Raw genomic sequence first — 26,822 nt, forward strand, 5'->3', positions numbered from 1 at the left:
GGATTTCCGGCGGTGGCGGGGACGGCGTGGGGGAGAATCGGGACGTGACCTTGAAGATCGTCCTTGACCCGGACTCCGGCATCGCCCCGTACGAGCAACTGCGCACGCGGATCTCCGAACTGGCCCGTTCCGGCGAGCTGCCCGTCGGCTTCAGACTTCCGACCGTACGCGGCTTCGCCGAGGAGCTCGGCCTCGCCGCGAACACCGTCGCGAAGGCGTACCGCGCGCTGGAGACCGACGGGGTGATCGAGACCCGTGGGCGCAACGGCACGTTCGTCGCCGCCGCCGGTGACGCGGCGGACCGGCACGCGGCGGCCGCGGCGCAGGAGTACGCGGAGCACGCCCGGCGGCTGGGCCTGTCCCGGGACGAGGCGCTGTCCCTGGTGGCGGACGCGGTGCGGGCGGCGTACGCGGACTGACTCCGGCGGGAGGCGCCGGGTCCGGGCCGGACGTCCGGCCCCGGGCACGGGCGTCAGAGGTACAGGCCCGCGTCCGCCCCGGAGTCCTGCTTCGGGACGGACGCCGGGCCGTTGCCGCGCCGCAGGGCGTACAGCTCGGCGAGCGTCGCGCCCTCCCGGCCGATTCCCTCCTCCGTGCCGAGCCAGTTCACCGCCTCCTCGCGGGTCAGCGCGCCCACCTCGATCCTGGCGAGGCAGCGGCCGGGCCTGACCACGGCCGGATGGAGCCGCCCCAGGTCCTCGTTGGTGGTGACCCCCACCAGCACGTTGCGGCCCTGGCCCAGCAGCCCGTCGGTGAGGTTCAGCAGCCGGGACAGCGCCTGGCCCGCCGTGTGCTTGGCCTCGCCGCGGATCAACTCGTCGCAGTCCTCCAGGAGCAGCAGCCGCCACCGGCCCTTCGCCGTGCCGTCGTCCTCGCCGATCGCGATGTTCATCAGATAGCCGACGTCGTTGAAGAGCTGCTCCGGGTCGAGCACGCAGTCGACCTGGCACCAGTCGCGCCAGGAGCGCGCGAGCGTGCGCAGCGCGGACGTCTTGCCGGTGCCCGGGGGACCGTGCAGCAGGAGCAGCCGGCCCGAGACGTCGTCGGGCGTGAGCGTCATCAGCCGGTCCATGGCGCGGGCCACCGGGGCCGTGTAGTTGCCGCGGACCTCGTCCCAGGTGCCGGAGGAGATCTGCCGGGTGGTGCGGTGCGGGCCGCGGCGCGGGGAGGCGTACCAGAAGCCCATCGTCACGTTCTCCGGCCGGGGTTCCGGTTCGTCCCGGGCGCCGTCCGTCGCCCGGTCGAGGACCTCCCGCGCCAGCTCCGGTCCGGTCGCGGTGACGGTGACGTCGGCGCCGCGGTTCCAGCGGGAGACGAGCAGCGTCCAGCCGTCGCCCTCGGCGAGGGTGGCGCTGCGGTCGTCGTCGCGGGCGGCGCGCAGCACCTTGGCGGACGGGGGCAGCAGGGTGGCCCCGGCCTTGACGCGTTCCAGGGAGGTGCTGTGCGAGTACGGCTGCTCGCCCGTCGCGAAACGGCCGAGGAACAGCGCGTCGATGACATCTGACGGGGAATCGCTGTCGTCGACGGTGAGCCGGATCGGCAGCGCGGACTCGGGAGTGGCGGACATGGCGCCATGATCGGGCACGGGCACCACGGGCGCACCCGGGTTTCGCCGCCCTCCGCCCGTCACCCGGAAGGGGGGAGCGGGGGTGTGACACGGGATCAAAGGGGCGCACGGGAGGACTCGTCGGAGCAATTTGGCATGCCCACTTCCGGCAGGGGTGCGGCTGCTGCTACCACGGACTCGGCAGACCGGGTGGAGATCCCGCCCGTCGGTCCACGGGAGGTTCCATGAAGATGTCCCGACTCGCGGCGTTCTCGTCCTCGCTCCTGCTCGGTGCCGCCCTCGCCCTGACCGGTGCGGCCACCGCCCTCGCCGCCCCGTCCGTCCAGGCCGTCGACTACGTCGCCCTCGGGGACTCGTACTCCTCGGGCGTCGGTGCCGGCAGCTACGACGGCGCCAGCGGCTCCTGCAAGCGCAGCACCAAGTCGTACCCCGCTCTCTGGGCCGCCGCGAACTCGCCCGCCTCCTTCGCCTTCACCGCCTGCTCGGGCGCCCGCACCGGGGACGTGAAGGCCAATCAGCTCGGCCCCCTCGGCTCCTCGACCGACCTGGTCTCGATCTCCGTCGGCGGCAACGACGCGGGCTTCGCCGACGTCATGCTCACCTGTGTGCTCCAGTCGGAGACCACCTGCCTCGACCGGATCGCCACGGCCCGCAGCTTCGTGGACACCACCCTGCCCGGGAACCTCGACTCGGTGTACTCGGCGATCAGTGCCAAGGCGCCGTCCGCCCGGGTCGTCGTCCTCGGCTACCCGCGCTTCTACGAGATCGGCGGCAGCTGCGCCGCCGGCCTGAGCGACAAGGTGCGCTCCGCGATCAACTCGGCGGCCGACCACCTCAACGAGGCGACCGCCAAGCGCGCCGCCGACCACGGGTTCGCCTTCGCCGACGTCGCGGGGCGGTTCACCGGCCACGAGATCTGCTCCAGCAACTCCTGGCTGCACAGCGTCAACTGGCTGAACATCGGCGAGTCCTACCACCCCACCGCCGCCGGGCAGTCGGGCGGCTACCTGCCCGTTCTCACCTCGGCGGCCTGATCCCGCCCGGTCGCGCATCCGCCGGACCCGTCGGCCGTCCGACGGGCAGGGGCCCCGTCCGCCGGGGCCTTCGTCCGGCGGGTCGCGCACGGACACCGGACGGGGCCGGATCCCTTCGCGTCCAACTCGCCCCGACGTGAAGGGATCCGGAGCCGGTGTCAACCCCCGTACATGTGTGCGCAATCCTGCGCCCGGGATACACGAGTGTCGTCGCGGGGCGATAGGGTTAACCTGCCCGGGGCCGGTGCCCTCGTACGGGTGGGGAGTGACATGGAACAGATAGCGATGCGGAGCAGGCCGCGTGTGCCTGCCATCACATGCGGGAGTGGTGCGACGAGTTCGCGCCTCGACCGTCATCTCGCGGTGCTCGGCGGACCCGCCGTGCCACAGCGGGAAGCCGCGGAGGCGACGCTGCTGATGCGCGAGCTCACCTCGCGCGACGCGGCCCACCGCCGTCGGAGCAAGAGCGCGCGGGTGTCGCTCTTCGCGCCGTTGCGACGACTGAGGCGTTCGCTCTTCGGAAGTCACCGCTGACCCTGCGGCCCGTCTGACCACCCGTCGGTCCTCGGCCCGGACTCCCCGGCCGGGGCCCGTCATCCGGGCCTATGGTCCGGGACGGTGAACCAAACGCACCGTCCCGGCTCCGCGCTGCTGTCGACCCTCCCCGTCATCCCCGGGGCCGGCGGCGGCGCTTCGACATGTTCTCCCGGCAGATCGCCGTCCCCCGCGCGTGACCGTCACTCCCGCGCCGGGCGCCGTCGACCGGCCTTCCCGTCACTCGCCGCCGCGCGCGTGGCGCCGTACGGACAGCGGCACGAACACCACGAGCAGCAACGCCGACCAGAGCAGCGTCCCGGCCACCGGATGGGCGACCGGCCAGGCGGCGTCGGAGGCCGGTGACACGTTGCCGAACAGGTCGCGGGTCGCCGAGGCCATGGCGCTGATCGGGTTCCACTCCGCGACCGTCCGCAGCCACCCCGGCAGGTTGTCGGTCGGGATGTACGCGCTCGACAGCAGCGGCAGGACGAAGGTGGCGCTGCCCACCTGACCGGCGATCTCCTCGTTGCGGATCAGCAGGCCCAGCCAGTAGCCCAGCCAGGACGTGGCGAAGCGGAAGAGCAGCAGCAGTCCGAAGGCGCCCAGCGCGCCGAGCGGTCCGCCCTCGATCCGCCAGCCGACCGCGAGCCCCACCAGGATCAGCGGGACCATGCCGACGGCCGTGGTCAGCAGGTCGGCCGCGGTCTGGCCGAAGGGCACGGCCGGGCGGCTCATCGGCAGCGTGCGGAGCCGGTCCATCACCCCGCGCTGGCAGTCCTGCGCCGACTGGAACATCCCGACCATGATGCCGTTCGCCGCTGTAGCCGCCAGCAGCCCCGGCACCAGGAACGCGCGGTACTCCTGACCGGGCACGGCCAGGGCGCTGCCGAAGACGTACCCGAAGAAGAGCAGCATCGTGATCGGCATGGTCTGGGTCAGGATCATCACGCCCGGGGACGCCTTGATCCGCTGGAGGTGACGGCCCAGCATGGCCAGGCAGTCGGCGACCGGGGCGCTCGTGACGGGGGCGACGCGCGGTGTCGTGCCGCTCATGCCGCTGCCTCCTTCGGGGTCGGACCCGGGGCCGGGTTCGGTCGGGTGCGGACGTCGCCGCGGCCGGTCAGCCGGAGGAAGACCTCGTCGAGCGTCGGCGGACGCAGGCTCGCGTCGACCAGCGGCACTCCGGCCGCGTCGAGTTCGCGGACGATCCGCGGGAGGGTGAGCGTGGTGTCGGCCGCGACGGCGCCCACGGTGCGGTGCTCGTGGTCGAGCACCGGTTCGGCGCCGGTGAGCCGGTCGAGCACGCCGGCCGCCGGGACCAGCGCCGACCCGTCGGCGACGACCACCTCGGCGTAGCTGCCGATGAGGGACTTCAGTTCCGCGGGGGTGCCGCGGTGGGCGGCCCGGCCCCGGTCGATCAGCACGATGTCGTCGGCCAGCTGGTCGGCCTCCTCCAGGTACTGCGTGGTGAGCAGGACGGTCGTGCCGAGGTCCGCCAGGTCCCGGACCGCCGCCCAGATCTGGTTGCGGCTGTGCGGGTCGAGCCCGGTGGTCGGCTCGTCCAGGAAGAGCACCCGCGGGCGGGTCAGCAGGCTGGCCGCGAGGTCGAGGCGGCGCCGCATGCCGCCCGAGTAGGTGCGGGCCGGGCGGTCGGCCGCCCCGGTCAGCTCGAAGCGTTCCAGGAGCTCGTCGGCGCGGGTGCGCACGGCCTCGCCGCGCAGCCGCAGCAGCTTCGCGAAGAGCCGCAGGTTCTGCCGCCCGGTCAGCTCGCCGTCGACGGAGGCGTCCTGTCCGGTGACGCCGATCGCCCCGCGCACCGCCGCCGCCTCGCGCACCACGTCGTGCCCCGCGACCCGGGCGCTCCCGGCGTCCGGCGCCGTCAACGTGGTGAGCACCCGGACCGCGGTGCTCTTCCCCGCGCCGTTCGGCCCCAGCACCCCGCAGACGGAGCCCTCGGCGACGGCGAGATCGAGCCCCCGCAGTGCGTGGACGTCGCCGTAGCGCTTCTCCAGACCTTCACTAAGTACAGCGTACGTAGTTGTCATGCGGCCACCGTATCGCACTACGTACGGTGTACGTAACTACGATGGGGGCGAGGTGATGATCGATGGTGGGGCGACCCGCTGTACCCGAAGTGATCTGGGCGCGCCCCGAGCGTGCCGGCCGCGGCCCCAAACCGGCCTTCAGCCGCGCGGACATCGCGGCGGCGGCCGTCCGCATCGCCGACGCGGAGGGCTTCGACGCGGTCTCCATGCGGAAGGTCGCGGCGGAGCTGGGCTGCGGCACGATGTCGCTCTACAACTACGTGCCGCGCAAGGAGGACCTGCACGAGCTGATGCTCGACGCGGTCAGCGCCGACTACGAGTTCCCCGAGCCGTCCGGTGACTGGCGGGCCGATCTGACCGCGCTGGCCCGCCAGGCGCGCGCGATGATGCACCGCCACACCTGGGTGCCCCGGCTGATGTCACCCGTGTACGGCTTCAGTCCGAACGCGCTGCGGTACCTGGAGTACGCGCTCAGCTGCCTGGACGGGGTCGACGCGCGGTTCGGCGAGAAGATGGAACTGATCGCCATGGTGAACGGCGTGGTCACCACCTATGTGGCCAACGAGATCGCCACGGCGGAGCGCAGCCGGTCGCTGCCCTGGTCCGAGGAGCAGGAGCAGCAGGTGCGCACCGCCTACCTGATCGGCCAGATCTCGACCGGGAAGTATCCGCGGATGGCGGCCGGGTTCGCCGAGGACCCCGGACCGATCGATCTGGAGGGGGTCTTCGACCGGGCGCTCGACCGGGTGCTGAACTCGTTCGGCCGGTAGCCGCCCGGCGGCCCGGTCACAGCAGCGCGAACTGCCCGTCCGGGCCCTCCTCCTGATGGTCCAGCACGGACGCGGGCCGGCGTGCGGAGGCCGGGGCCGGCAGGACGCCCGCCGCCCGCAGGTCGGCGGCGGTGATCGGCGGGCCGACGTCCAGGCCCTCCTGCCGGGGGCGCAGTCCGTCCAGCAGGGCCAGCAGGGTGATCAGCTCCAGCAGCTCCGAGGTCCACTCCTGGGGCCAGGTCCGGGGGCGCACGGCCTCCAGGCCGCCCGGGTCCGGCGCGCCGGATGCCGTGCGGCGCCCGAACCACAGCTCCAGCACCCGTACCCCGCCCACCCGGAACTCCCAGGCCCCCGCGGGCACGGGCGAGATCCGGCCGGTGCCCAGCGCGAGCGTCTCCTCGTCCGGGTCGTACTCCGGCGCGGTCGGCACCGGCGGGATCGCGGCCCGCACGTAGGGGCGCCGCCCGCCCGGCAGCCGCGGGCGCTCCCGGCCCCGGGCGCCCCGCAGCTGCAGCCGCAACAGCTCCCGCCCCAGCTCCACCCCGGCCGACCAGCGAGCGGTGTCGGCGGGCAGCGGCACCACGCATCCGGCGGGCGAGGGGCGGGCCGCCGCGAGCACCCACGCCAGCACGGCCTCCGGGGCGACCGGTCCGCCGTGGTGTTCGCCCAGCAGCGCGAGCAGCCCCGGGGCCAGATTGGGTTCGAGGCCGCCGGGCCGCCGGTACAGCGGACGGATCCGGCCCGGCCGGCCGGCGGGGGAGTGGCCGTCCGGGAGCAGCGCCGTCACGGACAGGGCGGGGCCGGTGTCCCGGGGCACGTGTCCGTGCTCCACGACGAACAGCTGGTGCCCGTCGGCGACCCGCCACAGCTCGGGGCGGGCGGCGTCGATCAGCCGGTGGTCGGGCAGCAGCCACTGCTGGTCGAACGGGCCGTGCGCGATCCGCACCGGCTCGGGGCACGGCCCGTCCTCGCGGGCGAACCGGCCGGTGCCGGTGGACTGTCCCGGCAGCGCCGCCACCGAGGTCCACGGATCACGGGCCCGGCTGGCCCGGAACAACCGCTCGCGTTCGTCGGCCGGGGCCCGCACCAGCCGGTCCCAGCGCGCCCTGAGCGAGGCGGCGTCGGGGGCGACGACCCAGGGGCGCCCGGTGCGCAACGGCCGTACGGACCAGGGCATGAGGTCGTCGAGGAGCGGGGCGTCCGCGTCCTGGCCGTCGTCGCCGGAGCCGCCCGCCGCCCGTGCTGCCACCGTGCCGTCCTCCCCGTCGCCACGCCCGCCGCCTTCCCGGGCATCGTAGGGCCTCCCGTCCGGGCCGGGCCCGTGCGCGGAGCGGTCCGCCCCGCGCGAGGGGCCTCAGTGGGCCTCCAGGGTGACCGAGAAGGAGAAGCGGTCGCCCCGGTACCGGATCCGTGCCACGTCGACCACCCGGCCGCCCTCGTCGTACGTCACGCCCGTGTAGAACAGGATCGGGCTCAGCAGCGGCACCCGCAGGAGCTCGGCGGTGGGAGGGTCGGCGAGGCGGGCCTCCACGGTGTCGGTGATGCGCGCGATCCGGACGCCGACCCGGTCGCGCAGCACCTTGGTCATCGGCCAGCGTTCGAGGTCGGCGACGTCGAGACGGGCCGCGACCTCGGGATGCACCATGTTCTCCGCCCAGTTGGTGGGCTCGTCGTCGTTCTCGTCGCAGCGCAGCCGGCGGTAGCCGACCACCTCCGCGCAGTCGGGGAAGTACTCGCCGAGGTCCCCGGGCACGGCGACCGGGCCGTGGCCGAGGACCTCGGTCCGCTCGCCCGACTGCTGGGCCACGATCGCGTCGATCGAGCCGAGCAGCCGGACCGGCGACACCCGGCGGGCGCGCGGCTCGATGAACGTGCCGCGCCGCCGGTGCCTGCTGATCAGCCCCTCCGTCTCCAGCTCCTTGAGCGCCTGGCGCATCGTCAGGACGCTGACGCCGTAGTGCGCGGCGAGCTGCTCCTCGGTGGGCAGCCGCGCCGACGCGTCCTGGGCCCGGCCGAGTATCGAGGCGCGCAGCGACTGCGAGACCTGGTACCACAGCGGCAGCTTGCGGTTCAGGACCAGCGAGTCGGGGGCGAAGGCCGGCCCCGGGGGCGTCTTGGGCGTCTGGGGCACCTGGGTCACCTGGTCTCTCCGTACTGCGACAGGGCGGACGCGTCGGCGCGGGGCCGGGTATCGGCCCCGCGTCGCCTACGGCCTGAAGTTGCGGCTCAGACCCTGCCACACGTCGTCGTAGCCGTGCTGCAGATGACCGGCCGTCGCCGCCTGCCCGGTCGCCGTCACCGGCCAGCGGGTCTCGAACATGAAGGCCAGGCCGTCGTCGATCTTCTGCGGCTTCAGCTCCGCCCCGCTGGCCCGCTCGAAGGTCTCCCGGTCCGGGCCGTGCGCCGACATCATGTTGTGCAGCGAGCCGCCGCCCGGGACGAAACCGCCCTTGCCGGCCGTCTTCGCGTCGTACGCGCCCTCGATCAGGCCCATGTACTCGCTCATCACGTTGCGGTGGAAGTACGGCGGCCGGAAGGTGTCCTCGCCGACCAGCCAGCGCGGCGCGAAGACGACGAAGTCGACCCCGGCCAGCCCGGGGGTGTCGGACGGCGAGGTCAGCACCGTGAAGATCGACGGGTCGGGGTGGTCGTAGCTGATCGAGCCGATGACGTTGAAGCGGCGCAGGTCGTAGACGTACGGGGTGTGGTTGCCGTGCCAGGCGACGACGTCGAGCGGGGAGTGGTCGTAGGTCGCGGACCAGAGGTTCCCGCAGAACTTGTTGACCACCTCGACCGGTCGGTCCTCGTCCTCGTACGCGGCGACGGGGGCCAGGAAGTCCCGGGCGTTCGCCAGTCCGTTGGCGCCGATCGGGCCGAGGTCGGGCAGGACGAACGGCTGGCCGTAGTTCTCGCAGACGTAGCCCCGGGCGGTGGCGTCGAGCAGCTCCACGCGGAACCGGACGCCGCGTGGGATCAGCGCGACGTGCCCCGGCTCGGCGCGCAGCAGGCCCATCTCGGTGCGCAGCAGCAGACCGCCGCGCTCCGGGACGATCAAGAGCTCGCCGTCGGCGTCGCCGAACACCCGGTCCGTCATGGACGCGTTGGCGCTGTAGAGGTGCACGGCCATGCCGGTGCGCTGCGTGGCGTCGCCGTTGCCGCCGAGGGTCCACAGGCCGGCCAGGAAGTCCGTCCCGGCGGCGGGTTCGGGGAGCGGGTCCCAGCGCAGCCGGTTGGGGTCGGGCACGGATTCGGTGAACGGGGCGGTGCGCAGGGCGCCGTTGTCGATCCGGGCGAACGGCGGATGGGCGGCCGAGGGGCGGATCCGGTAGAGCCAGGAACGGCGGTTGTGGGCGCGCGGTTCGGTGAAGGCCGAGCCGCTCAGCTGCTCCGCGTAGAGCCCGAGGGGGGCGCGCTGGGGGGAGTTGCGGCCGTGGGGCAACGCCCCCGGCACCGCCTCCGAACTGTGCTGATTGCCGAAACCGGCGGAGTACCCGAGTCCCTCCGCCGTCTTCCTCGCCTGCTCGATGCCGCTCATCCGCGCTCCCGGTGCCGAAGAAATCCTATGGACAACCGTAGGAATCGAATCGGGGCGCGTCAACGGCATTCGTGACGCACAGGGGGGTTCCAGAAGTTGAACAATGCTCTACTCTCTCGCACATGTCGTGGACACGAAGACTTCTGGTGGTTCTGGTGGCGCTCGCGGCCGCCCTCCTCGCGGCCCCCGTGGCGCAGGCGCACGAAGAACGTCCGGTCGAACTGCCCGACGGAACCGGAAGCGTTCCCGTGTACCGCACGGGCGAACCCGATCTGCTGGTGTGCAAGGGCGACCGGGCGGACTTCGGGCGCCGGGTGGCGGCCTTCCCGGCCGGACTGCGCGACCGGAACCTGAAACTCTTCGACCGGTGCCTGAAGTCCGGCTTCCGCCATCTGCAACAGGCGGTCGACGCGGTCGACCGGCCGGGCATGAACATCGCGGTCCTGCCCGGCCTGTACGAGGAGGAGCCCTCGCTGCCCGCACCGGTGGGGGAGTGCGCCCGGCTGAAGGCCCCGGACTCCCAGCTCGGCTACCAGATCCTGTCGTACGCCCAGCAGGCGCGGTGCCCGCACAACCAGAACCTGGTGGCGATCCTCGGCAAGAAGAACCTCCAGATCGAGGGCACCGGCGCCGACCGCACGGACGTGGTGATCGACGCCAAGTACCGGAAGCTCAACGCGATCCGCGCGGACCGGTCCGACGGCGTCTACTTCAAGAACTTCACCGCCCAGCGCACCACCTTCAACTCCCTGTACGTCCTGGCGCAGGACGGCTTCGTCATCGACGACGTCCTCACCCGGTGGAACGACGAGTACGGCTTCCTGACCTTCGCGAGCGACCACGGGCTGTACAAGAACTGCGAGTCGTACGGCAACGGCGACTCCGGCATCTACCCCGGCAGCGCCTCCAATATCAACGACGGCCACGGCTACGACGTGCCGCGCTACTCCATCGAGATCACCGGCTGCCGCAGCCACCACAACATGGTCGGCTACTCGGGCACGGCGGGCGACTCCGTCTACGTCCACGACAACGAGTTCGACAACAACATGGGCGGCGCCTCGATGGACAGCGCCTTCCCCGGCCACCCCGGACTGCCGCAGAACCACGCCCGCTTCGAGCGCAACCTGATCCACGACAACAACGCCGACTACTACCGGTACGTCGCGGACGGCACCTGCGCCAAACCGCCCGTGGAACGGGGCTACGAGGACGGCGTCGTCTGCCCGCAGATCTCCATGCCGCCCGGCTCCGGCATCATCACCGCGGGCGGCAACTGGAACCTGTACGAGAACAACTGGATCTACGGGCAGCGGCGCACCGCCTTCTACCTGTCCGCCGTCCCCGCCTTCATCCGGGGCGAGGACGCGCTGTCCAAGCAGACCGACACCTCCCACCACAACCGGTACGCGAACAACCACCTCGGCAAGGACCGGGCGGGCAACTCCCGGCCCAACGGCACCGACGTCTGGTGGGACGGCCAGGGCGGCGGCAACTGCTGGCAGGCGGACACCGGGGCGTCGTCCCCGCGCACCCTGCCCACCTGCGGCGCCGAGCGCGGCGCAGTGTCCGGCGGCAGCGACCGGCTCGTCGGCGAACCGGTCAAACTGGCCCAACTGATGGTCTGCGCCGACTACAACGTGCAGGCGCGGCGGCTGCCGGCCGGCTGCGACTGGTACGGCGCGCGGGGCATCGAGCGCATCGAGACGCAGGTGACGCTGGCGATCGCCGTGGTGCTCGCGCTGGTCGGCGGGGTGCTGTGGTGGCGCAGGCTGCGGGGCAGCCGGTCCGCCACCGTCGTCACGGCGCTCGGGGCGATCGGCCTCGTGCTGGACGTCGCCGGTTCGACGACGGGGCTCGCCTCCTCCTACGTGCCCGCGCTGGCCCTGCTGCTGACCGGGGTGTGGTGGACCGGGATCGGGCTCGTGCTGCGGCGCGAACGGCCGTGGCTGGGGTGGACCACGGTGGTGCTGGGCGCGCTCACGCTGCTGGACGCCCTCGACAAGGCCGTGTTCATGATCCCGTGGATCCCGCTCGGCCCGGCCTGGGTGCGCGGACTCCTCGGCGTGGTCTGGGTGGTGTGGGCCGTGATCGCCACCGCCCGGCACGGCGAACGGGGCGAGGACTCCGGAGCGCCGGAGGCCTCCGGGACCTCGGAGACCTCTGCGGCGCCGACGGCACCGGCGACATCGGCGACACCGCGGGCCCCGAAGGCGCCGCGGACCTCGGAAGGGGACAGGGCATGAGGCGTTTTTGCAGGCGGCCGGGGGCCGCCCGGCCGGTCGTCACGGCCGTCACCGTGCTCACCGCGGGCGCCCTCGTGTTCGGGGCGGGCGCCTGCGGCGGGCGGGCCACGACCCACCACAGGCCCGGCACCAGCCACGAGCAGGCCGACGGGGACACCGGCCGGCTGCTCACCGCCGACGACGGCTCGGGCAACCGGCTGCGCGAGGTCGACGCCGAGGGCGCCCCCGCCGTGACGGTCACCGTGCGGCGGGACTCCGAGGACGGGTGGAACGTCCGCCTCTCCGTGCGGAACTTCAGGTTCACCCCGGACAGCGTGGGCGGCGCCGCCCTCCCCGGACGCGGCCACGCCCGCCTGTTCCTCGACGGCCGCCCCCTCGCCCGCGTCTACGGCTCCTGGTACCACCTCCCCGACTCCCTCGTCCGCGGCGCGGGCGGCGGCACCGGCCTCACCGCCGGGCTCTACGCCGACGACCACACCGCCTGGGCCGTGAACGGCGCCCCCGTCCGGGCCGGCGCCTCCCTCGCCGCCTCCTCCGCGAAGCCGGCCCCGGGCACGACCCGCTCCGAGGAGCCCCGGCCCGACACGGACCTGGAGATCACCGTCTCCCGCGGCAGGGTCAGCCCCGCCCCCGGCCGCACCGAGGTCGAGAAGGGCGGGACCGTACGGCTGCGCGTCCGCAGCGACCGGGCCGACAGTCTCCACGTCCACGGCTACGACAAGGAGGCCCGGCTGCCCGCGGGCCGCACCGTCACCCTGACCTTCACCGCCGACCGCAGCGGGCTCTTCGAGGTCGAGACGCACGAGTCCGAACTGCTCCTGACCCAACTCGTCGTACGGTGACCGCCCTCGCCCACGGCATCGGCGCCCAGCACGACCTGCCGCTGTCCCCCTTCTACGCCTTCGCCGGAGCCTTCACCGCGCTCTTCGTCTCCTTCCTCGCGCTCGGCCTGCTCTGGTCCGCCTCGCGGTTCCGCGGCGACCGGGCGGGCCGTCCGGTCCCGGCCGCCGTCCAGCGCCTCGCCGACGCCCGCCCCACCCGTACCGCCCTGCGCGTCCTGGGACTCGCCGCCGGGCTGTTCGTCGTGCTCCACCTCCTCCTCGGGCCGGACGACCCGGAGCGCAACCCGGCCCCCGGCGCCGTGTACGTGCTCCTCTGGGTCGGGCTGGTCCCCGCCTCGCTCCTCCTCGGCCCCGTCTGGCGGCTGGTCAACCCGCTGCGCACCGTCCACCTCGCCGCCTGCCGGCTGCTCCGCCGCGACCCGGAGGAGGGGCGTCCCCTGCCCGCCCGGCTCGGGCTGTGGCCCGCCGCGGCCGGGCTCCTCGCCTTCACCTGGCTCGAACTCGTCGCCCCCGACCCCGCGTCGGCCACCACCCTGCTGCTCTTCCTCGCCCTGCACACCGCCGTCCAGCTCGCGGGCGCCGCCCGCCACGGCGCCGGATGGTTCGACCACGCGGACGCCTTCGAGGTCTACTCCGGCCTGCTCGCCCGGCTCTCCCCGCTCGGCCGCCGCCCCGCCGACGGCCGGCTCGTGCTCCGCTCCCCGTTCAACGGCCTCGACGCCACCCCGCAGCTGTCCGGGCTCGTCGCCACCGTCTGCGTCATGCTCGGCTCCACCGCCTACGACGGCTTCTCCGACTCCCCCTCCTGGATCACCACCGTCCAGACCTCGCCCCTGGGCCGCACCGCCGCGGCCACGCTCGGCCTCCTGGCCGCCGTCGCCCTCGTCGCCACCCTCTACGCCCTGTGCTCCGGGGCCGTCCGGCTGATATCCGGCCGGATCCGCCACCCGCTCACCTCCTTCGCGCACTCGCTCGTCCCGATCGCCCTCGGCTACCTCGTCGCCCACTACTTCACGCTCTTCGTCACCGAGGGACCGCGCACCGTCATGATGGCGTTCGGCGCCGACGGCCCCGCCCCGCCCGATCCGCCCCTGGGACCCGGCGGCGTCGCCACGCTCCAGGTCCTCGCGATCGTCATCGGCCACGTGCTCGGCGTCGTCGCCGCCCACGACCGGTCCGTACGCCTCTTCCCGCCCGGCCGCGCCGTCGCGGGGCAGCTCCCGCTGCTGATCCTGATGATCACCTATACCGTCGGAGGGCTTTCGTTGCTCATCGTGTGAGCATCGACGGAGGTCGGCCACCCGTTGCAGAGGAGACCCACGGCATCATGGAGCCCGTGTCCCACGTCAACACGAACCTCCGTCGCGCCCCCGTGCAGCAGCGCAGCGCCGAACGCCTCGCCCGGATACTCGACGCCTGCGCCGAGCTCCTCGACGAGACCGGCTACGAGCAGCTGTCCACCCGGGCCGTGGCCGTGCGCGCCGAAGTGCCCATCGGCTCCGTCTACCGCTTCTTCTCCAACAAGCGCGCGCTGACCGACGCGCTGGCCCGGCGCAACCTGGACAGCTTCGCCGAACGCGTCACCGACCGCCTGGCCACCATCCCCACCACCGACTGGCGCAGCGCCATCGACGCCGTCCTGGACGAGTACCTGGCCATGAAGCGGTCCCTGGCCGGCTTCGCCCTGGTCGACTTCGGTGTGCCGGCCCCCGTCGACGACCCCGCCGACGACGCCAACCGCCGGGTCGCCGGCCGGCTCGCCGAACTGCTCTCCGGGTACCTCGGCCAGGCCCCCGAGGAGGAGCGGCTCCGCACCATCCTGGTCTGTGTCGAGGCCGCCGACGCCGTCCTCAGACTCGCGTTCCGCAGCGACCCGGAGGGCGATCCGGTCATCGTCGCCGAGACCCGCATCCTGCTGCGGGCCTACCTGGCACGGCTCCTGGACTGAACCGCGCGAGCGGGGCCGGATTGCACCCGCCGGGTGAACACCACGTTGACCTGGGGTTTTGCTCGTATTGCTCGCATGTCAACATCTTGTTAACGCCGCGAGGCGAGCCCTAACGTCATCCGCACCGCCGACTCCGGTGGGAGTTCAAGGGTGAGCGATAGGTATCCCACATGCTGACAATCCTCGGCTTTGCCATGATTGCGACCTTCCTGGTCCTGATCATGATGAAGAAGATGTCGCCGATCGCGGCGTTGGTCCTGATCCCCGCACTGTTCTGCGTCGCCGTCGGACAGGGCGCGAAGCTCGGCGACTACGTCATAGACGGCGTCGGCAACCTGGCCCCGACCGCCGCGATGCTGATGTTCGCCATCGTCTACTTCGGCGTGATGATCGACGTCGGCCTCTTCGACCCGATCGTGCGGGGCATCCTGCGCTTCTGCAAGGCCGACCCGATGCGGATCGTCGTCGGCACGGCGGTGCTCGCCGCGATCGTCTCGCTCGACGGCGACGGCTCCACCACGTTCATGATCACCGTCTCGGCGATGTATCCGCTCTACAAGCGCCTCAAGATGAGCCTGGTCGTGATGACCGGTGTCGCCGCCACCGCCAACGGCGTCATGAACACCCTTCCCTGGGGCGGCCCCACCGCCCGCGCCGCCACCGCGCTCAAGCTCGACGCGGGCGACATCTTCGTCCCGATGATCCCGGCGCTCGGCGTCGGACTGGCCGCCGTGCTGCTCCTCGCCGTCGTGCTCGGCCGTCGCGAGCGCAAGCGGATCGGCATGCTCACCCTCGACGGGGCACCGGCCGTGGAGACGGTCACCGAGCCGGAGACCGTGCTCGTCGCGGCGGGCGGCGGCGACCGCGCCCGCAAGGCCTCCGGCGGAGCGGACCGGGGCACCGGAACCGGTACCGGCACGGGCGGGAGCGCGGAGGACGCGGAGAGCGCGGAGCAGGACGTGGACGAGGGCTTCAAGGGCCTGGACCCGAACCGGCCCACCCTGCGCCCCAAGCTGTACTGGTTCAACGCGGCCCTCACCGTCGCGCTGCTCACCGCGATGATCATGGAACTGATGCCGATCCCGGTGCTGTTCCTGCTCGGGGCCGCCCTCGCCCTCACCGTCAACTTCCCCCACATGCCCGACCAGCGGGCCCGCATCGCCGCCCACGCCGACAACGTCCTCAACGTCTCCGGCATGGTCTTCGCCGCCGCGGTCTTCACCGGCGTCCTCTCCGGCACGGGCATGGTCGAGCACATGGCCGACTGGCTGGTCGGCGCGATCCCCGAGGGCATGGGCCCGCACATGGCGATCGTCACCGGCGTCCTGAGCATCCCGCTGACGTACTTCATGTCGAACGACGGCTTCTACTTCGGCGTCGTCCCGGTGCTCGCCGAGGCAGGTGCGGCCCACGGCGTCTCCCCGCTGGAGATCGCCCGCGCCTCCCTGGTCGGCCAGCCCCTGCACATGTCGTCCCCGCTGGTCCCGGCCGTCTACGTCCTCGTCGGCATGGCGAAGGTCGAGTTCGGCGACCACACCAGGTTCACCGTCAAGTGGGCCGCGCTCACCTCGCTGGTGGTGCTCGCCGCCGGTCTCCTGTTCGGCATCGTCTGACCGTGCCGCACACCCGGAAGCCCGGCAGGGGCTGGCTGCTGCGCCTCGTCATCGCCTTCGCCTTCGCGCAGGGGGCGGTGTCGATGGCGCGGCCCGCCGTCTCCTACCGGGCTCTCGCGCTGGGTGCGGACGCGCGCGCGATCGGTGTGATCGCCGGTGTGTACGCGCTCCTCCCGCTCTTCGCGGCCGTCCCGCTCGGCCGGCGCACCGACCACGGCCGGTGCGCGCCCCTGCTGCCGTTCGGTGTCGTCCTCATCGCGGGCGGCTGCGCCCTCAGCGGCACGGCGGGCTCCCTGCCGGCGATGGCCGCCTGGAGCGGTGTCATGGGGCTCGGCCACCTCTGCTTCGTCATCGGGGCCCAGTCGCTCGTCGCCCGGCAGTCCGCCCCCGCCGAACAGGACCGCAACTTCGGGCACTTCACCATCGGCGCCTCCCTCGGCCAGCTCGTCGGCCCGATCGCCGCCGGGTACCTGATCTCCGAACGGGACGGCGCCATGGCGCGGACGAGCGCCCTCGCCCTGATCGTCTCGGCGGCCGTCGCCGCGGTCTCCCTCGGCTCGCTCCGGCGCATCGAGCACCGGACCGGGGCCGCGGCCCGCCGCGCGGAGAGCCCCGCCAGGGTCCCCGTCGGGCGGATCCTGCGCTCCCGGGGAGTCCCGGCCGGGATCTTCATCAGCCTCGCCGTGCTCTCCGCGACCGACATCCTCACCGCATACCTGCCCGTCGTCGGCGAGCACCGGGGCATCGCCCCCGCCACCGTCGGGCTGCTGCTCAGCCTGCGCGCCGCGGCCACCATCGCCTGCCGGCTGGTGATGACCCCGATGCTCCGGGTCCTCGGCCGCACGGCGCTCCTCACCACGACCTGCCTGCTGGCGGGGGTGCTCTGCGCGGGCATCGCCCTGCCCGTCCCGGTGGCGGCCCTGGCCGTGATGCTCGCCGTGCTCGGCTTCTGCCTGGGGGTCGGCCAGCCGCTCTCGATGACCACCGTCGTCCGGGCCGCCCCGCCGGAGGCCCGTTCCACCGCCCTCGCCCTGCGGCTGACCGGGAACCGCCTCGGGCAGGTCGCGGCCCCCGCCTCCGCCGGGCTGATCGCCGGGGTGGCCGGCACCGCGGCGCCGTTCGTCATGCTCGGCGTGCTCCTGCTCGCGGCGGCCGGGCTCGGGGCGCGCGGGGACCGCCCCCGGGAGGACGACCCGGCCCCCGCCGCCGTACCCGCGCCCCGGCGGCGCCCCGCCGACCGGAACCGCGCCTGACACCCGGGGGACGCCCGGCGCGGTCGCACGGCAGGACCGATCGGAGCCGGCCCCGGCATCCCGGCACGCGACAGGACCGGCCGGAGCCCGCTCCGTACCGGCGGTCGGGCGACCGTGTCCCCGCCGCGGAATCCGTGTTGACCTCAAGTCCACTGGAGGTCGTACGTTCTTTGCATGAGCATGGAAACCACGGCGTGGACACAGCTCCACAACGTCATGAACGCGCAGACCGACCGGCGTCCCTTCGACCGGGCCACCCTGCGGCGCATCGCCGCCTTCGCCCGGCCGCACCGGCGCCGGGTCGTCCAGTTCCTGGTCCTGAGCGTGGTGACGGCGCTTCTCGCGGTCGCCACCCCGATCCTCGCGGGACGTGTCGTCGACGCGATCGTCGCGGGCGAGGAGTCGGGCACCGTCACCGGCCTCTCCCTGCTCATCGCGGTGATCGCCGTCGCGGAGGCCGCGCTCGGCCTGGTCAGCCGCTGGCTCTCGGCGAACCTCGGCGAAGGGCTGATCCTCGACCTGCGCACGGCCGTCTTCGACCACGTGCAGCGCATGCCGATCGCGTTCTTCACCCGGACCCGCACCGGCGCCCTCGTCAGCCGCCTCAACAACGACGTCATCGGCGCCCAGCGCGCCTTCAGCAACACCCTGTCCGGCGTCGTCAGCAACATCGTGACGCTGCTGCTCACCCTCGGCGTCATGCTCTCCATCTCCTGGCAGATCACCGTGCTCGCGCTGGTGCTGCTGCCGGTCTTCGTCCTGCCGGCCCGCCGGATGGGCAGCCGGATGGCGAGGCTCCAGCGGGAGGCCGCGGCCCACAACGCCGCGATGGGCACCCGGATGACCGAGCGGTTCTCCGCCCCCGGCGCCACCCTGATCAAGCTCTTCGGCCGGCCCGCCGACGAGTCCGCCGAGTTCGCCGCCCGAGCGGGCCGGGTCCGTGACATCGGCGTCCGCACGGCCATGGCCCAGTCCGCGTTCATCACCGCCCTCACCCTCGTGTCGGCCCTCGCCCTCGCCCTGGTCTACGGGCTCGGCGGCCACTACGCGCTGCGCGGACAGCTGGACGCGGGTGCGGTCGTCGCCCTGGCCCTCCTCCTGACCCGGCTCTACGCGCCGCTCACCGCCCTCGCCGGGGCCCGCGTCGAGGTGATGAGCGCCCTCGTCAGCTTCGAGCGGGTCTTCGAGGTCCTCGATCTGGAACCGCTCATCGACCAGAAGCCGGACGCGCGGACCGTCCCGGACGGCCCGGTCTCCGTGGAGTTCGACCGGGTCAGGTTCGGCTACCCGTCCGCCGACAAGGTCTCGCTCGCCTCGCTGGAGGACGTCGCGACCCTCGACACCCGCGACAGCGGCGAAGTGCTGCGCGGCGTCTCCTTCCGCGCCGAACCCGGACAGACGGTGGCGCTCGTCGGCTCGTCCGGCGCGGGCAAGTCGACCATCGCGCAACTGCTGCCGCGCCTGTACGACACGGACGGGGGAACGGTGCGCATCGGCGGCATCGACGTGCGCGACCTGACCGCCGACACCCTGCGCGACACCCTCGGCATGGTCACCCAGGACGGCCACCTCTTCCACGAGTCGGTCCGCGCCAACCTGCTGCTCGCCCGCCCCGGCGCCACCGAGGAGGAACTCTGGGACGCCCTGCGCCGCTCGCGCCTGGACGGCCTCGTCGCCTCGCTGCCCGACGGGCTCGACACCGTCGTCGGCGAACGCGGCTACCGGCTCTCCGGCGGCGAACGCCAGCGGCTGACCATCGCCCGCCTGCTGCTCGCCCGCCAGCGTGTCGTCATCCTCGACGAGGCCACCGCCCACCTGGACAACACCTCCGAGGCGGCCGTCCAGGAGGCGCTGACCGAAGCCCTCGCCGGACGCACCGCGGTCGTGATCGCCCACCGGCTCTCCACCGTGCGGGCGGCCGACCTCATCCTCGTCGTGGAGAGCGGGCGGATCGTGGAACGGGGCACGCACGACGAACTCCTCGCGGCGGGCGGCCGGTACGAGGAGCTGTACCGGACCCAGTTCGAGAACCCCGGCCACGAAACCGCGGAACTGGGCTGAGCACGAACGTTCCACCGGGCGCGGCGGGCGTGACGGGCGTCTCTGGCGCCACAAAACTAACGGCGCTAGTTTGGGGCGGGCGACATCGCCGCAACCGCGTCCGGGAGGAACAGCCATGAAGGCCCACGACGGCATGTACATCGACGGCGCCTGGCGGCCCGCCGCGGGACAGGACACGATCGAGGTCGTGAACCCCGCGGACGGGCAGGTCATCGCCCATGTCCCGGCGGGCACCGCCGAGGACGTCGACGCCGCGGTACGGGCCGCCCGCGCCGCGCTCCCCGGCTGGGCGGCCACCGCACCCGCCGAGCGGGCCGCGCGGATCGCCGCGCTGCGCGACGAGCTGGTGGCCCGCCAGGACGAGATCGCCGGGACCGTCACCGCCGAACTCGGCGCGCCGCTGCCGTTCTCGCAGTCGGTGCACACGGGGCTGCCGGTCAAGGTGGCGGGCTCGTACGCCGAGCTCGCCGCCTCGTACGCCTTCGAGGAGCGGATCGGCAACTCCACCGTGTACGCCGAGCCGGTCGGCGTGGTCGGCGCGATCACCCCGTGGAACTACCCGCTCCACCAGATCGTGGCCAAGGTGGCCCCCGCGCTCGCGGCGGGCTGCACGATCGTCCTCAAGCCCGCCGAGGACACCCCGCTGACCGCTCAGCTCTTCGCCGAGGCCGTCCACGGGGCGGGCGTCCCGGCGGGCGTGTTCAACCTGGTCACCGGGCTCGGACCGGTCGCCGGACAGGCCCTGGCCGGGCACGACGGCGTCGACCTGGTCTCGTTCACCGGCTCCACCGCCGTCGGCAGGCGGATCGGCGCCGCGGCCGGCGCGGCCGTCAAGCGCGTCGCCCTCGAACTGGGCGGCAAGTCCGCCAACGTCATCCTGCCGGGCGCGGACCTCGCCAGGGCCGTCGCCGTCGGCGTCGCGAACGTCATGGGCAACTCCGGCCAGACGTGCAGCGCCTGGACCCGCATGCTGGTGCACACCTCGCAGTACGACGAGGCGGTCGCGCTCGCCGCGGAGGCGGCCGGCAAGTACGGCGACCGCATCGGCCCCCTCGTCAACGCCGAGCAGCAGGCCCGGGTGCGCGGTTACATCGAGAAGGGCGTCGAGGAGGGCGCCCGGCTCGTGGTGGGCGGCCCCGACGCCCCGCGGGAGAAGGGCTGCTACGTCAGCCCCACCGTGTTCGCCGACGTCACCCCGGAGATGACCATCGCCCGGGAGGAGATCTTCGGCCCCGTCCTCTCGATCCTGCGGTACGAGGACGAGGACGACGCCCTGCGGATCGCCAACGACACCGTGTACGGGCTCGCGGGCGCCGTCTGGGCCGCCGACGACGCCACGGCCGTGGCCTTCGCCCGCCGGATGGACACCGGGCAGGTGGACATCAACGGCGGCCGGTTCAACCCGCTCGCCCCGTTCGGTGGTTACAAGCAGTCCGGCGTCGGCCGCGAACTCGGCCCGCACGGCCTCGCGGAGTACCTCCAGACCAAGTCCCTCCAGTTCTGACCCCCTTTTGGCCCTGCCGCCACCCGCACCACCCGCACGCCCGGTCCAGTCCCGTCGATCGTCGAGGAGCCCGTTCGTGGTCCGCGCCGCCGTACTGCCCGCCGTCAAAGCCCCGCTGGAGATCACCGACATCGAACTCCCGGAACCCGGCCCCGGCCGGGTGCGGGTCGCGCTCGCCGCCGCGGGCGTCTGCCACTCCGACCTCTCGCTGTCCGACGGCACCATGCGGGTGCCCGTCCCCGCGGTCCTCGGGCACGAGGGAGCGGGCACCGTCGTCGCGGTCGGCGAGGGCGTCACCCATGTCGCGCCCGGTGACGGCGTCGTGCTCAACTGGGCCCCGTCCTGCGGAAACTGCCACCACTGCGGGATCGGCGAGGTCTGGCTCTGCGCCAACGCCCTGGCCGGCGCGGCCGGCATCCACGCCCGCACCGCCGACGGCACCGAACTCCACCCCGGGCTGAACGTGGCGGCGTTCGCCGAGGAGACCGTGGTCGCCGCGAACTGCGTACTGCCCGCCCCGGCTGGCATCCCGCTCACCGACGCCGCCCTGCTCGGCTGCGCGGTCCTCACCGGATACGGCGCGGTCCACCACAGCGCCCGGGTCCGGGCCGGCGAGTCCGTCGTGGTGTTCGGCGTCGGGGGCGTCGGCCTCGCGGTGCTCCAGTCCGCCCGGATCGCGGGCGCCTCGCGGATCATCGCCGTGGACGTGTCGCCGGAGAAGGAGGAGCTGGCCCGGCGGGCGGGCGCCACCGACTACGTCGTCGCCTCCGACACCACTCCGCGCGAGATCCGCAGGCTCACCGGCGGCCAGGGGGCCGACGTCGCCGTCGAGTGCGTCGGCCGCCCGGTCACCATCCGCGGCGCCTGGGAATCCACCCGCCGCGGCGGCCGCACCACGGTCGTCGGCATCGGCGGCAAGGACCAGCAGGTGTCCTTCAACGCCCTGGAGATCTTCCACTGGGGCCGCTCGCTGACCGGCTGCGTGTACGGCAACAGCGACCCGGCCCGGGACCTGCCCGTCCTCGCCGAACACATCCGGGCGGGCAGGTTCGACCTCTCCATGATGGTCACCGGACGGATCGGGCTGGACGGCATCCCGGCCGCCTTCGACGACATGATCGCGGGCAGGGGCGGCCGCGCACTCGTGGTGTTCGGGTAACCCGTCGCCCCGGCGCTCAGCCCGTCGGCCCGGTCTCCGCGCGCTCCGTGGTGAGCAGCCGGGCGTCCATCTCGCCCTGCTCGAAGAGCCGGGAGGCCGGGCCGACGATCAGCGGATCGGGTTCGCCCACCACGTCCGTGTCCTTGTCCGGGTAGTCGAAGCGGTGCAGCACGTGCCGGATCGCCTCCAGCCGGGCCCGCTTCTTGTCGTTGCTCTTCACCACGGTCCAGGGCGAGTCCGCCGTGTCCGTGTGGAACAGCATCAGCTCCTTGGCCTCGGTGTACGCGTCCCACTTGTCGAGCGAGGCGAGGTCGACCGGGCTGAGCTTCCACTGCCGCACCGGATCGATCTGACGGATCATGAACCGGTTGCGCTGCTCGTTGCGGGAGACCGAGAACCAGAACTTCACCAGATGGATGCCGTCCCGGGCGAGCATCCGCTCGAAGCCCGGTGCCTGGTGCATGAACTCGAGGTACTCGCGGGTGGTGCAGAACCCCATCACCCGCTCCACACCCGCCCGGTTGTACCAGGACCGGTCGAACAGCACGATCTCCCCGGCGGACGGCAGATGGGCCGTGTACCGCTGGAAGTACCACTGGGTGCGCTCGCGTTCGGTGGGCTTCTCCAGCGCCACCACCCGCGCGCCACGGGGATTGAGATGCTCGGTGAAGCGCTTGATCGTGCCGCCCTTGCCCGCCGCGTCCCGCCCCTCGAAGAGGATGACGAGGCGTTCGTCGCGGTCCTTCACCCAGTGCTGGAGCTTGAGCAGTTCGATCTGCAGGGCGCGCTTGGACTTCTCGTACCTCCTGCGGCCGAGCTTGACGGAGTACGGGTAGTCCTCGCGCCAGGCGTCCCGGGGCCGGCCCTCGGGCGTCACCAGGACCGGGTCGTCGTCGCCGCTGTCGGCCACGGCGAAGCCCGAGAGTCCGGGACCGCCGTGGCGGGCCGCGTCGGCGAGGGCGTCCGACATGTCCTTCCGGTCCTCGGCCGCCGCCTTCGCGGCGCTACCGCGGCCGCTCGGTCGCTTGGCGCTCCGTGTCATCTCGGTGTCCTTCCGCAGGCTGCGCCGGATCCTTTTGCGTCAGGCCAGTCTGCGTACGGGTCCGGGAGACCGCCACCCCTGCCAGGCAGAGCAGTCCCCCGCCGATGGTGAGCGGCGCGGGCACCTCGTCCAGCACCAGCCAGGACATCAGCACCACCAGCGCGGGCACGGCGTAGGTGGTGGCGCCCATCCGTCCGGCGGTGGTCCTGGCCAGCGCGTAGGCCCAGGTCGTGAAGGCCAGCGCGGTCGGGAAGAGCCCCAGGTAGACCATGTTCAGGGTGGCGGACAGGGGCGCGTCGGCGGCCTCGGAGACCAGCGCGCCGGAGAACGGCAGACAGGCCACCGTGCCGACCAGGCAGCCGAACGTCGTGACCTGGAGCGCGGAGCCGTGCCGCAGCGCGGGCTTCTGGAGCACCACCCCCGCCGCGTACGCCACCGCGGCCAGCACGCAGAGCGCCACGCCGAACACCGGGGCACCGCCGCGCCCCGACATCGAGAACCCGACCACGACGGCGCCCGCGAACGACACCGCCATGCCCGCGATCAGCCTGCCGGGCAGCGACTCGCCCAGCACCCCGGCGCCGAGCAGCGCGATCAGGAGGGGGCCGATGTTCACCACCATCGCGGCCGTGCCCGCGTCCACCTGCCGCTCGCCCCAGTTGAGGACCACCATGTAGAGGCCGAACCAGAGCAGCCCGGACCAGATGATCCCCGGCCGGGCGGCCCGCGGCGGCAGCCCCTCGCGCCGCAGCACCAGCAGGACGCCCAGCGCCAGGGTGCCCGAGAGCAGCCGGCCGAGGGCGAGCGCGCCGGGCGAGTAGGCGTCCCCCGCGCTGCGGATGGAGACGAAGGCGGAGGCCCACAGCACGACGGTGGTGCAGGCGGCGGCGGGGGCCCGCCAGTCACGGGGCGCCGCGGGGGAGGGTGTCGTCGTCATGCCCCGACCGTAGGGCCGCGACCGTTCGGTACCTACCGAATCGACTCCGGGTCGATGCCGAGATGTTCGCGCAGCGCCCGTTCGCCCTCCGCGGTGGCCCGCACCGCGCGCCCGGACCCGATCCGCACGCACCACCGAGCCTCCAGCGCGTACCGGCACAGCGCGGCGCCCGCCGCACCCGCCAGGTGCGCCCTGCGCTCCGTCCAGTCCAGACAGCTCCGCGCCAGTGGACGCCGCGACCGCGGATCCAGCCCGATGCCCAGCCCGTCGAACCAGCGCAGGCCGTCGTCGGTCAGGGCGAAGCCGGTGTCCTGCCGGAGCAGCCCCCGTACGGTCATCGCGTCGGCGATCGCGATGCCGAGCCGCCCCGCGAGGTGGTCGTAGCAGGTGCGGCCGCGGGCCAGCGCCCGGTCGGCGGTCGCCGCGCCCAGGCTCCGCGGACGCGTGGGGGCGGGGCCGGGGGAGGCATGGGCCGCCAGGTCCTCGACGAGGTGCGCGACGCGTTCGCCGGCGAGCCGCAGATAGCGGTGGCGGCCCTGCCGCTCCTCGGCCAGCAGCCCCCCGGCGACGAGCCTGCCGAGGTGTTCGCTGGCGGTCGACGGCGCCACGGAGGCGTGCCGGGCCAGCTCGCCCGCGGTCCAGGCGCGGCCGTCGAGCAGGGCGAGGCAGAAGGTGGCGCGGGTCTCGTCGGCGAGGAGCGCGGCCAGGGCGGCCAGCCGGGGCGCGGCCGGGTCGGGGTGTGCCATGCGTGCCATGGGGACCAGGATGCGTCAGGGACGCTTCGGCGCCGGCCGAACCGTCCTGTCGGGCGCCAGCAGTCCGTACTGGAGCGAGAGGCCGTCGACCAGGGCCCGCAGCCCGGTCTCGAACGCCCCCTCGTCGACCTGTTGGCGGCGCTCGGCCAGCAGATGGGCCCGGCCGAGGTGCGGGTAGTCGGCGGGGTCGTACGCCGTCTCGTCGTCCACGAAGCCGCGGGCGAACGAGCCGAGCGCCGAGCCGGTGACGAAGTAGCGCATCAGGGCCCCGATGTACGTGGCCTGGGCGGGCGGCCAGCCGGCCCGGACCATCGCGCCGAAGACCGCGTCGGCGACCCGGAGGCCGGCCGGACGGCGGCCCGGCCCCCGGGCGAGCACCGGGACGATGTGCGGATGCGCGGAGAGCGCCGCACGGTAGGAGACGGCCCAGTCGTGCAGGGCGGCCCGCCAGTCGCGGGTGTCCGACTCGTCGAACATCGACAGGTCGACCTGGGCGGACACGGCGTCCGCGACCGCGTCCAGGATCTCGTCCTTGTTGCGGAAGTGGTTGTAGAGCGAGGGCCCGCTGACCCCGAGTTCGGCGGCGAGCCGACGGGTGGAGACGGCGTCGAGCCCCTCGGCGTCCACGAGCGCGCTCGCCGTCTCGACGATCCGGTCTCGGCTGAGGAGGGGCTTGCGCGGTCGGGCCATGCGGCACATAGTAGGGCCTGCGAACTTAAAACTAGCAGTGCTAATTAAAAGTGGGAGTCAAGGATGAACCTGGAGCTCAGCGAGGAACAGGAAGCCGTCCGCCGGCTCGCCGAGGACTTCGTCGCCCGCGAGGTGTCCCCCCACGTCGTGGAGTGGGACCGGGCGGAGAACGTCGACAGGTCGATCGTCGGGAAGCTGGGCTCCGTGGGCTTCCTCGGGCTGACCGTCCCCGAGGAGTACGGCGGCTCGGGCGGCGACCACCTCGCGTACTGCCTGGTCACCGAGGAGCTGGGGCGCGGCGACTCCTCGGTCCGAGGCATCGTCTCCGTCTCCCTCGGCCTGGTCGCCAAGACCATCGCGGCCTGGGGCGACGAGGGGCAGAAGCGGCACTGGCTGCCGAGGCTCACCGCGGGCGAGGCGATCGGCTGCTTCGGCCTCACCGAGCCCGGCACCGGCTCGGACGCCGGGAACCTGACGACGAGGGCGGTCCGGGACGGCGACTCGTACGTCATCGACGGCACCAAGATGTTCATCACCAACGGCACCTGGGCCGACGTGGTGCTGCTCTTCGCCCGCACCGGCGGAGCCCCCGGCCACAGGGGCATATCCGCCTTCCTGGTTCCCGCCGACGCCCCCGGCCTCACCCGGCGCGCCATCCACGGCAAGCTCGGCCTGCGCGGTCAGGCCACCGCCGAACTGGTCCTGGAGGGCGTCCGGGTGCCCGCCTCCGCGCTCCTGGGGCCGGAGGGCAAGGGCTTCTCGATCGTCATGTCCGCCCTGACCAAGGGGCGGATGTCGGTCGCGGCCGGCTGCGTCGGCATCGCGCGGGCCGCCCTCGACGCCGCCGTGGGCTACGCGGGCGAGCGCGAGCAGTTCGGCCGCCCCATCGCGGGCCACCAGCTCGTCCAGGAACTCATCAGCGACATCGCCGTGGACGTCGACGCCGCCCGGCTGCTGACCTGGCGGGTGGCCGACCTCGTGGACCGCGGCGAGGACTTCGCCACCGCCGCGTCCAAGGCGAAGCTCTTCGCCTCCGAGGCGGCCGTCCGCGCCGCCAACAACGCCCTCCAGGTCTTCGGCGGTTACGGCTACATCGACGAGTACCCGGTCGGCAAGCTGCTGCGCGACGCCCGGGTGATGACCCTGTACGAGGGCACCAGCCAGATCCAGAAGCTGATCATCGGCCGCGCGCTGACGGGGGTCTCCGCCTTCTGACCCGCCGCCCGCCCGAGCGGCTTCGAACGGGAGTCTGAGTAGCGGACTGAGTACGGGAACGGATGTGGC

Annotated in this window: 24 protein-coding genes; 14 read left to right on the forward strand and 10 right to left on the reverse strand. The window is 73.2% G+C overall.

Annotation, left to right across the window (positions count from 1 at the left end):
- The first annotated feature begins 44 nt into the window (after positions 1 to 44).
- Entirely contained in the window at positions 45 to 419 is a 375-nt protein-coding gene (locus ABZZ04_RS15820) for a GntR family transcriptional regulator (protein ID WP_356932771.1), read from the forward strand.
- Positions 420 to 472: 53 nt separating this feature from the next.
- On the opposite strand, the gene ABZZ04_RS15825 is transcribed toward ABZZ04_RS15820, so the two are convergent.
- Positions 473 to 1,567, reverse strand: coding sequence for a DUF5925 domain-containing protein (locus ABZZ04_RS15825; protein ID WP_356932772.1), 1,095 nt, complete (start codon positions 1,565 to 1,567; stop codon positions 473 to 475).
- Between the two features lie 224 nt (positions 1,568 to 1,791).
- On the opposite strand from ABZZ04_RS15825, the gene ABZZ04_RS15830 reads away from it, so the two are divergent.
- Positions 1,792 to 2,601, forward strand: coding sequence for an SGNH/GDSL hydrolase family protein (locus ABZZ04_RS15830; RefSeq protein WP_356932773.1), 810 nt, complete (start codon positions 1,792 to 1,794; stop codon positions 2,599 to 2,601).
- A 270-nt stretch (positions 2,602 to 2,871) separates the two neighbouring features.
- Positions 2,872 to 3,135, forward strand: a complete 264-nt coding sequence (locus ABZZ04_RS15835; protein WP_148833798.1) for a hypothetical protein — start codon at positions 2,872 to 2,874, stop codon at positions 3,133 to 3,135.
- Positions 3,136 to 3,375: 240 nt separating this feature from the next.
- Here the strand turns inward: ABZZ04_RS15835 and ABZZ04_RS15840 are convergent, their stop codons facing one another.
- Both ABZZ04_RS15840 and ABZZ04_RS15845 read right to left on the reverse strand, forming a co-directional pair.
- Positions 3,376 to 4,191: an ABC transporter permease gene (locus ABZZ04_RS15840; protein WP_356932774.1), complete on the reverse strand. Its 816-nt coding sequence runs from the start codon at positions 4,189 to 4,191 to the stop codon at positions 3,376 to 3,378.
- Positions 4,188 to 5,183, reverse strand: coding sequence for an ATP-binding cassette domain-containing protein (locus tag ABZZ04_RS15845; RefSeq protein ID WP_356932775.1), 996 nt, complete (start codon positions 5,181 to 5,183; stop codon positions 4,188 to 4,190). The genes ABZZ04_RS15840 and ABZZ04_RS15845 overlap by 4 nt, the downstream gene beginning before the upstream one ends.
- Before the next feature lie 62 nt (positions 5,184 to 5,245).
- Between ABZZ04_RS15845 and ABZZ04_RS15850 the strand changes: the two genes are divergently transcribed.
- The gene (locus ABZZ04_RS15850) at positions 5,246 to 5,953 is read left to right on the forward strand and encodes a TetR/AcrR family transcriptional regulator (protein WP_356932776.1); all 708 of its coding nucleotides are present in this window, start codon (positions 5,246 to 5,248) and stop codon (positions 5,951 to 5,953) included.
- 16 nt (positions 5,954 to 5,969) lie between these two features.
- Here ABZZ04_RS15850 and ABZZ04_RS15855 read toward each other — a convergent pair whose 3' ends face one another.
- The 3 genes from ABZZ04_RS15855 to hmgA all read right to left on the reverse strand — a co-directional run bounded on the left by ABZZ04_RS15855 (position 5,970) and on the right by hmgA (position 9,488).
- Entirely contained in the window at positions 5,970 to 7,202 is a 1,233-nt protein-coding gene (locus tag ABZZ04_RS15855) for a type ISP restriction/modification enzyme (protein ID WP_356932777.1), read from the reverse strand.
- A gap of 105 nt (positions 7,203 to 7,307) precedes the next feature.
- On the reverse strand, positions 7,308 to 8,093 hold the full coding sequence (locus tag ABZZ04_RS15860) for a GntR family transcriptional regulator (protein WP_356932778.1): 786 nt from the start codon (positions 8,091 to 8,093) through the stop codon (positions 7,308 to 7,310).
- 66 nt (positions 8,094 to 8,159) lie between these two features.
- On the reverse strand, positions 8,160 to 9,488 hold the full coding sequence (gene hmgA, locus ABZZ04_RS15865) for a homogentisate 1,2-dioxygenase (RefSeq protein WP_356932779.1): 1,329 nt from the start codon (positions 9,486 to 9,488) through the stop codon (positions 8,160 to 8,162).
- A gap of 122 nt (positions 9,489 to 9,610) precedes the next feature.
- Here hmgA and ABZZ04_RS15870 point away from each other — a divergent pair, with 122 nt between their 5' ends.
- The 9 genes from ABZZ04_RS15870 to ABZZ04_RS15910 all read left to right on the forward strand — a co-directional run bounded on the left by ABZZ04_RS15870 (position 9,611) and on the right by ABZZ04_RS15910 (position 22,114).
- Positions 9,611 to 11,734 (forward strand): right-handed parallel beta-helix repeat-containing protein, encoded by a 2,124-nt coding sequence (locus ABZZ04_RS15870; RefSeq protein ID WP_356932780.1) that lies wholly within the window; start codon positions 9,611 to 9,613, stop codon positions 11,732 to 11,734.
- Positions 11,731 to 12,576: a hypothetical protein gene (locus ABZZ04_RS15875; protein ID WP_356932781.1), complete on the forward strand. Its 846-nt coding sequence runs from the start codon at positions 11,731 to 11,733 to the stop codon at positions 12,574 to 12,576. The genes ABZZ04_RS15870 and ABZZ04_RS15875 overlap by 4 nt, the downstream gene beginning before the upstream one ends.
- On the forward strand, positions 12,573 to 13,856 hold the full coding sequence (locus ABZZ04_RS15880; protein WP_356932782.1) for a hypothetical protein: 1,284 nt from the start codon (positions 12,573 to 12,575) through the stop codon (positions 13,854 to 13,856). Before ABZZ04_RS15875 ends, ABZZ04_RS15880 begins: the two co-directional genes overlap by 4 nt.
- 47 nt (positions 13,857 to 13,903) lie before the next feature.
- The gene (locus ABZZ04_RS15885) at positions 13,904 to 14,524 is read left to right on the forward strand and encodes a TetR/AcrR family transcriptional regulator (protein ID WP_356932783.1); all 621 of its coding nucleotides are present in this window, start codon (positions 13,904 to 13,906) and stop codon (positions 14,522 to 14,524) included.
- A 170-nt stretch (positions 14,525 to 14,694) separates the two neighbouring features.
- Positions 14,695 to 16,137, forward strand: a complete 1,443-nt coding sequence (locus ABZZ04_RS15890; protein ID WP_356932784.1) for a citrate:proton symporter — start codon at positions 14,695 to 14,697, stop codon at positions 16,135 to 16,137.
- Between the two features lie 2 nt (positions 16,138 to 16,139).
- Positions 16,140 to 17,390, forward strand: a complete 1,251-nt coding sequence (locus ABZZ04_RS15895) for an MFS transporter (RefSeq protein WP_356932785.1) — start codon at positions 16,140 to 16,142, stop codon at positions 17,388 to 17,390.
- A gap of 174 nt (positions 17,391 to 17,564) precedes the next feature.
- On the forward strand, positions 17,565 to 19,451 hold the full coding sequence (locus tag ABZZ04_RS15900; protein ID WP_356932786.1) for an ABC transporter ATP-binding protein: 1,887 nt from the start codon (positions 17,565 to 17,567) through the stop codon (positions 19,449 to 19,451).
- 115 nt (positions 19,452 to 19,566) lie between these two features.
- Positions 19,567 to 20,955 (forward strand): aldehyde dehydrogenase family protein, encoded by a 1,389-nt coding sequence (locus ABZZ04_RS15905; RefSeq protein ID WP_356932787.1) that lies wholly within the window; start codon positions 19,567 to 19,569, stop codon positions 20,953 to 20,955.
- Positions 20,956 to 21,031: 76 nt separating this feature from the next.
- Positions 21,032 to 22,114, forward strand: coding sequence for a Zn-dependent alcohol dehydrogenase (locus ABZZ04_RS15910; protein WP_356932788.1), 1,083 nt, complete (start codon positions 21,032 to 21,034; stop codon positions 22,112 to 22,114).
- 16 nt (positions 22,115 to 22,130) lie between these two features.
- Here ABZZ04_RS15910 and ppk2 read toward each other — a convergent pair whose 3' ends face one another.
- From ppk2 to ABZZ04_RS15930, 4 genes are read right to left on the reverse strand one after another with little or no spacing between them, the layout of a single operon-like run.
- The gene (gene ppk2, locus ABZZ04_RS15915; RefSeq protein ID WP_356932851.1) at positions 22,131 to 23,084 is read right to left on the reverse strand and encodes a polyphosphate kinase 2; all 954 of its coding nucleotides are present in this window, start codon (positions 23,082 to 23,084) and stop codon (positions 22,131 to 22,133) included.
- A gap of 34 nt (positions 23,085 to 23,118) precedes the next feature.
- Entirely contained in the window at positions 23,119 to 24,093 is a 975-nt protein-coding gene (locus ABZZ04_RS15920) for a DMT family transporter (protein WP_356932789.1), read from the reverse strand.
- 32 nt (positions 24,094 to 24,125) lie between these two features.
- A complete protein-coding gene (locus ABZZ04_RS15925; protein WP_356932790.1) occupies positions 24,126 to 24,848 on the reverse strand; it encodes a winged helix-turn-helix domain-containing protein in 723 nt (240 codons plus the stop codon).
- Between the two features lie 15 nt (positions 24,849 to 24,863).
- Positions 24,864 to 25,538 (reverse strand): TetR/AcrR family transcriptional regulator C-terminal domain-containing protein, encoded by a 675-nt coding sequence (locus ABZZ04_RS15930; protein WP_356932791.1) that lies wholly within the window; start codon positions 25,536 to 25,538, stop codon positions 24,864 to 24,866.
- Between the two features lie 63 nt (positions 25,539 to 25,601).
- Here ABZZ04_RS15930 and ABZZ04_RS15935 point away from each other — a divergent pair, with 63 nt between their 5' ends.
- Positions 25,602 to 26,753 (forward strand): acyl-CoA dehydrogenase family protein, encoded by a 1,152-nt coding sequence (locus tag ABZZ04_RS15935; RefSeq protein ID WP_356932792.1) that lies wholly within the window; start codon positions 25,602 to 25,604, stop codon positions 26,751 to 26,753.
- Positions 26,754 to 26,822: the final 69 nt, after the last annotated feature.

Source organism: Streptomyces sp. NPDC006435 (assembly GCF_040612315.1).
Lineage (GTDB): Bacteria > Actinomycetota > Actinomycetes > Streptomycetales > Streptomycetaceae > Streptomyces.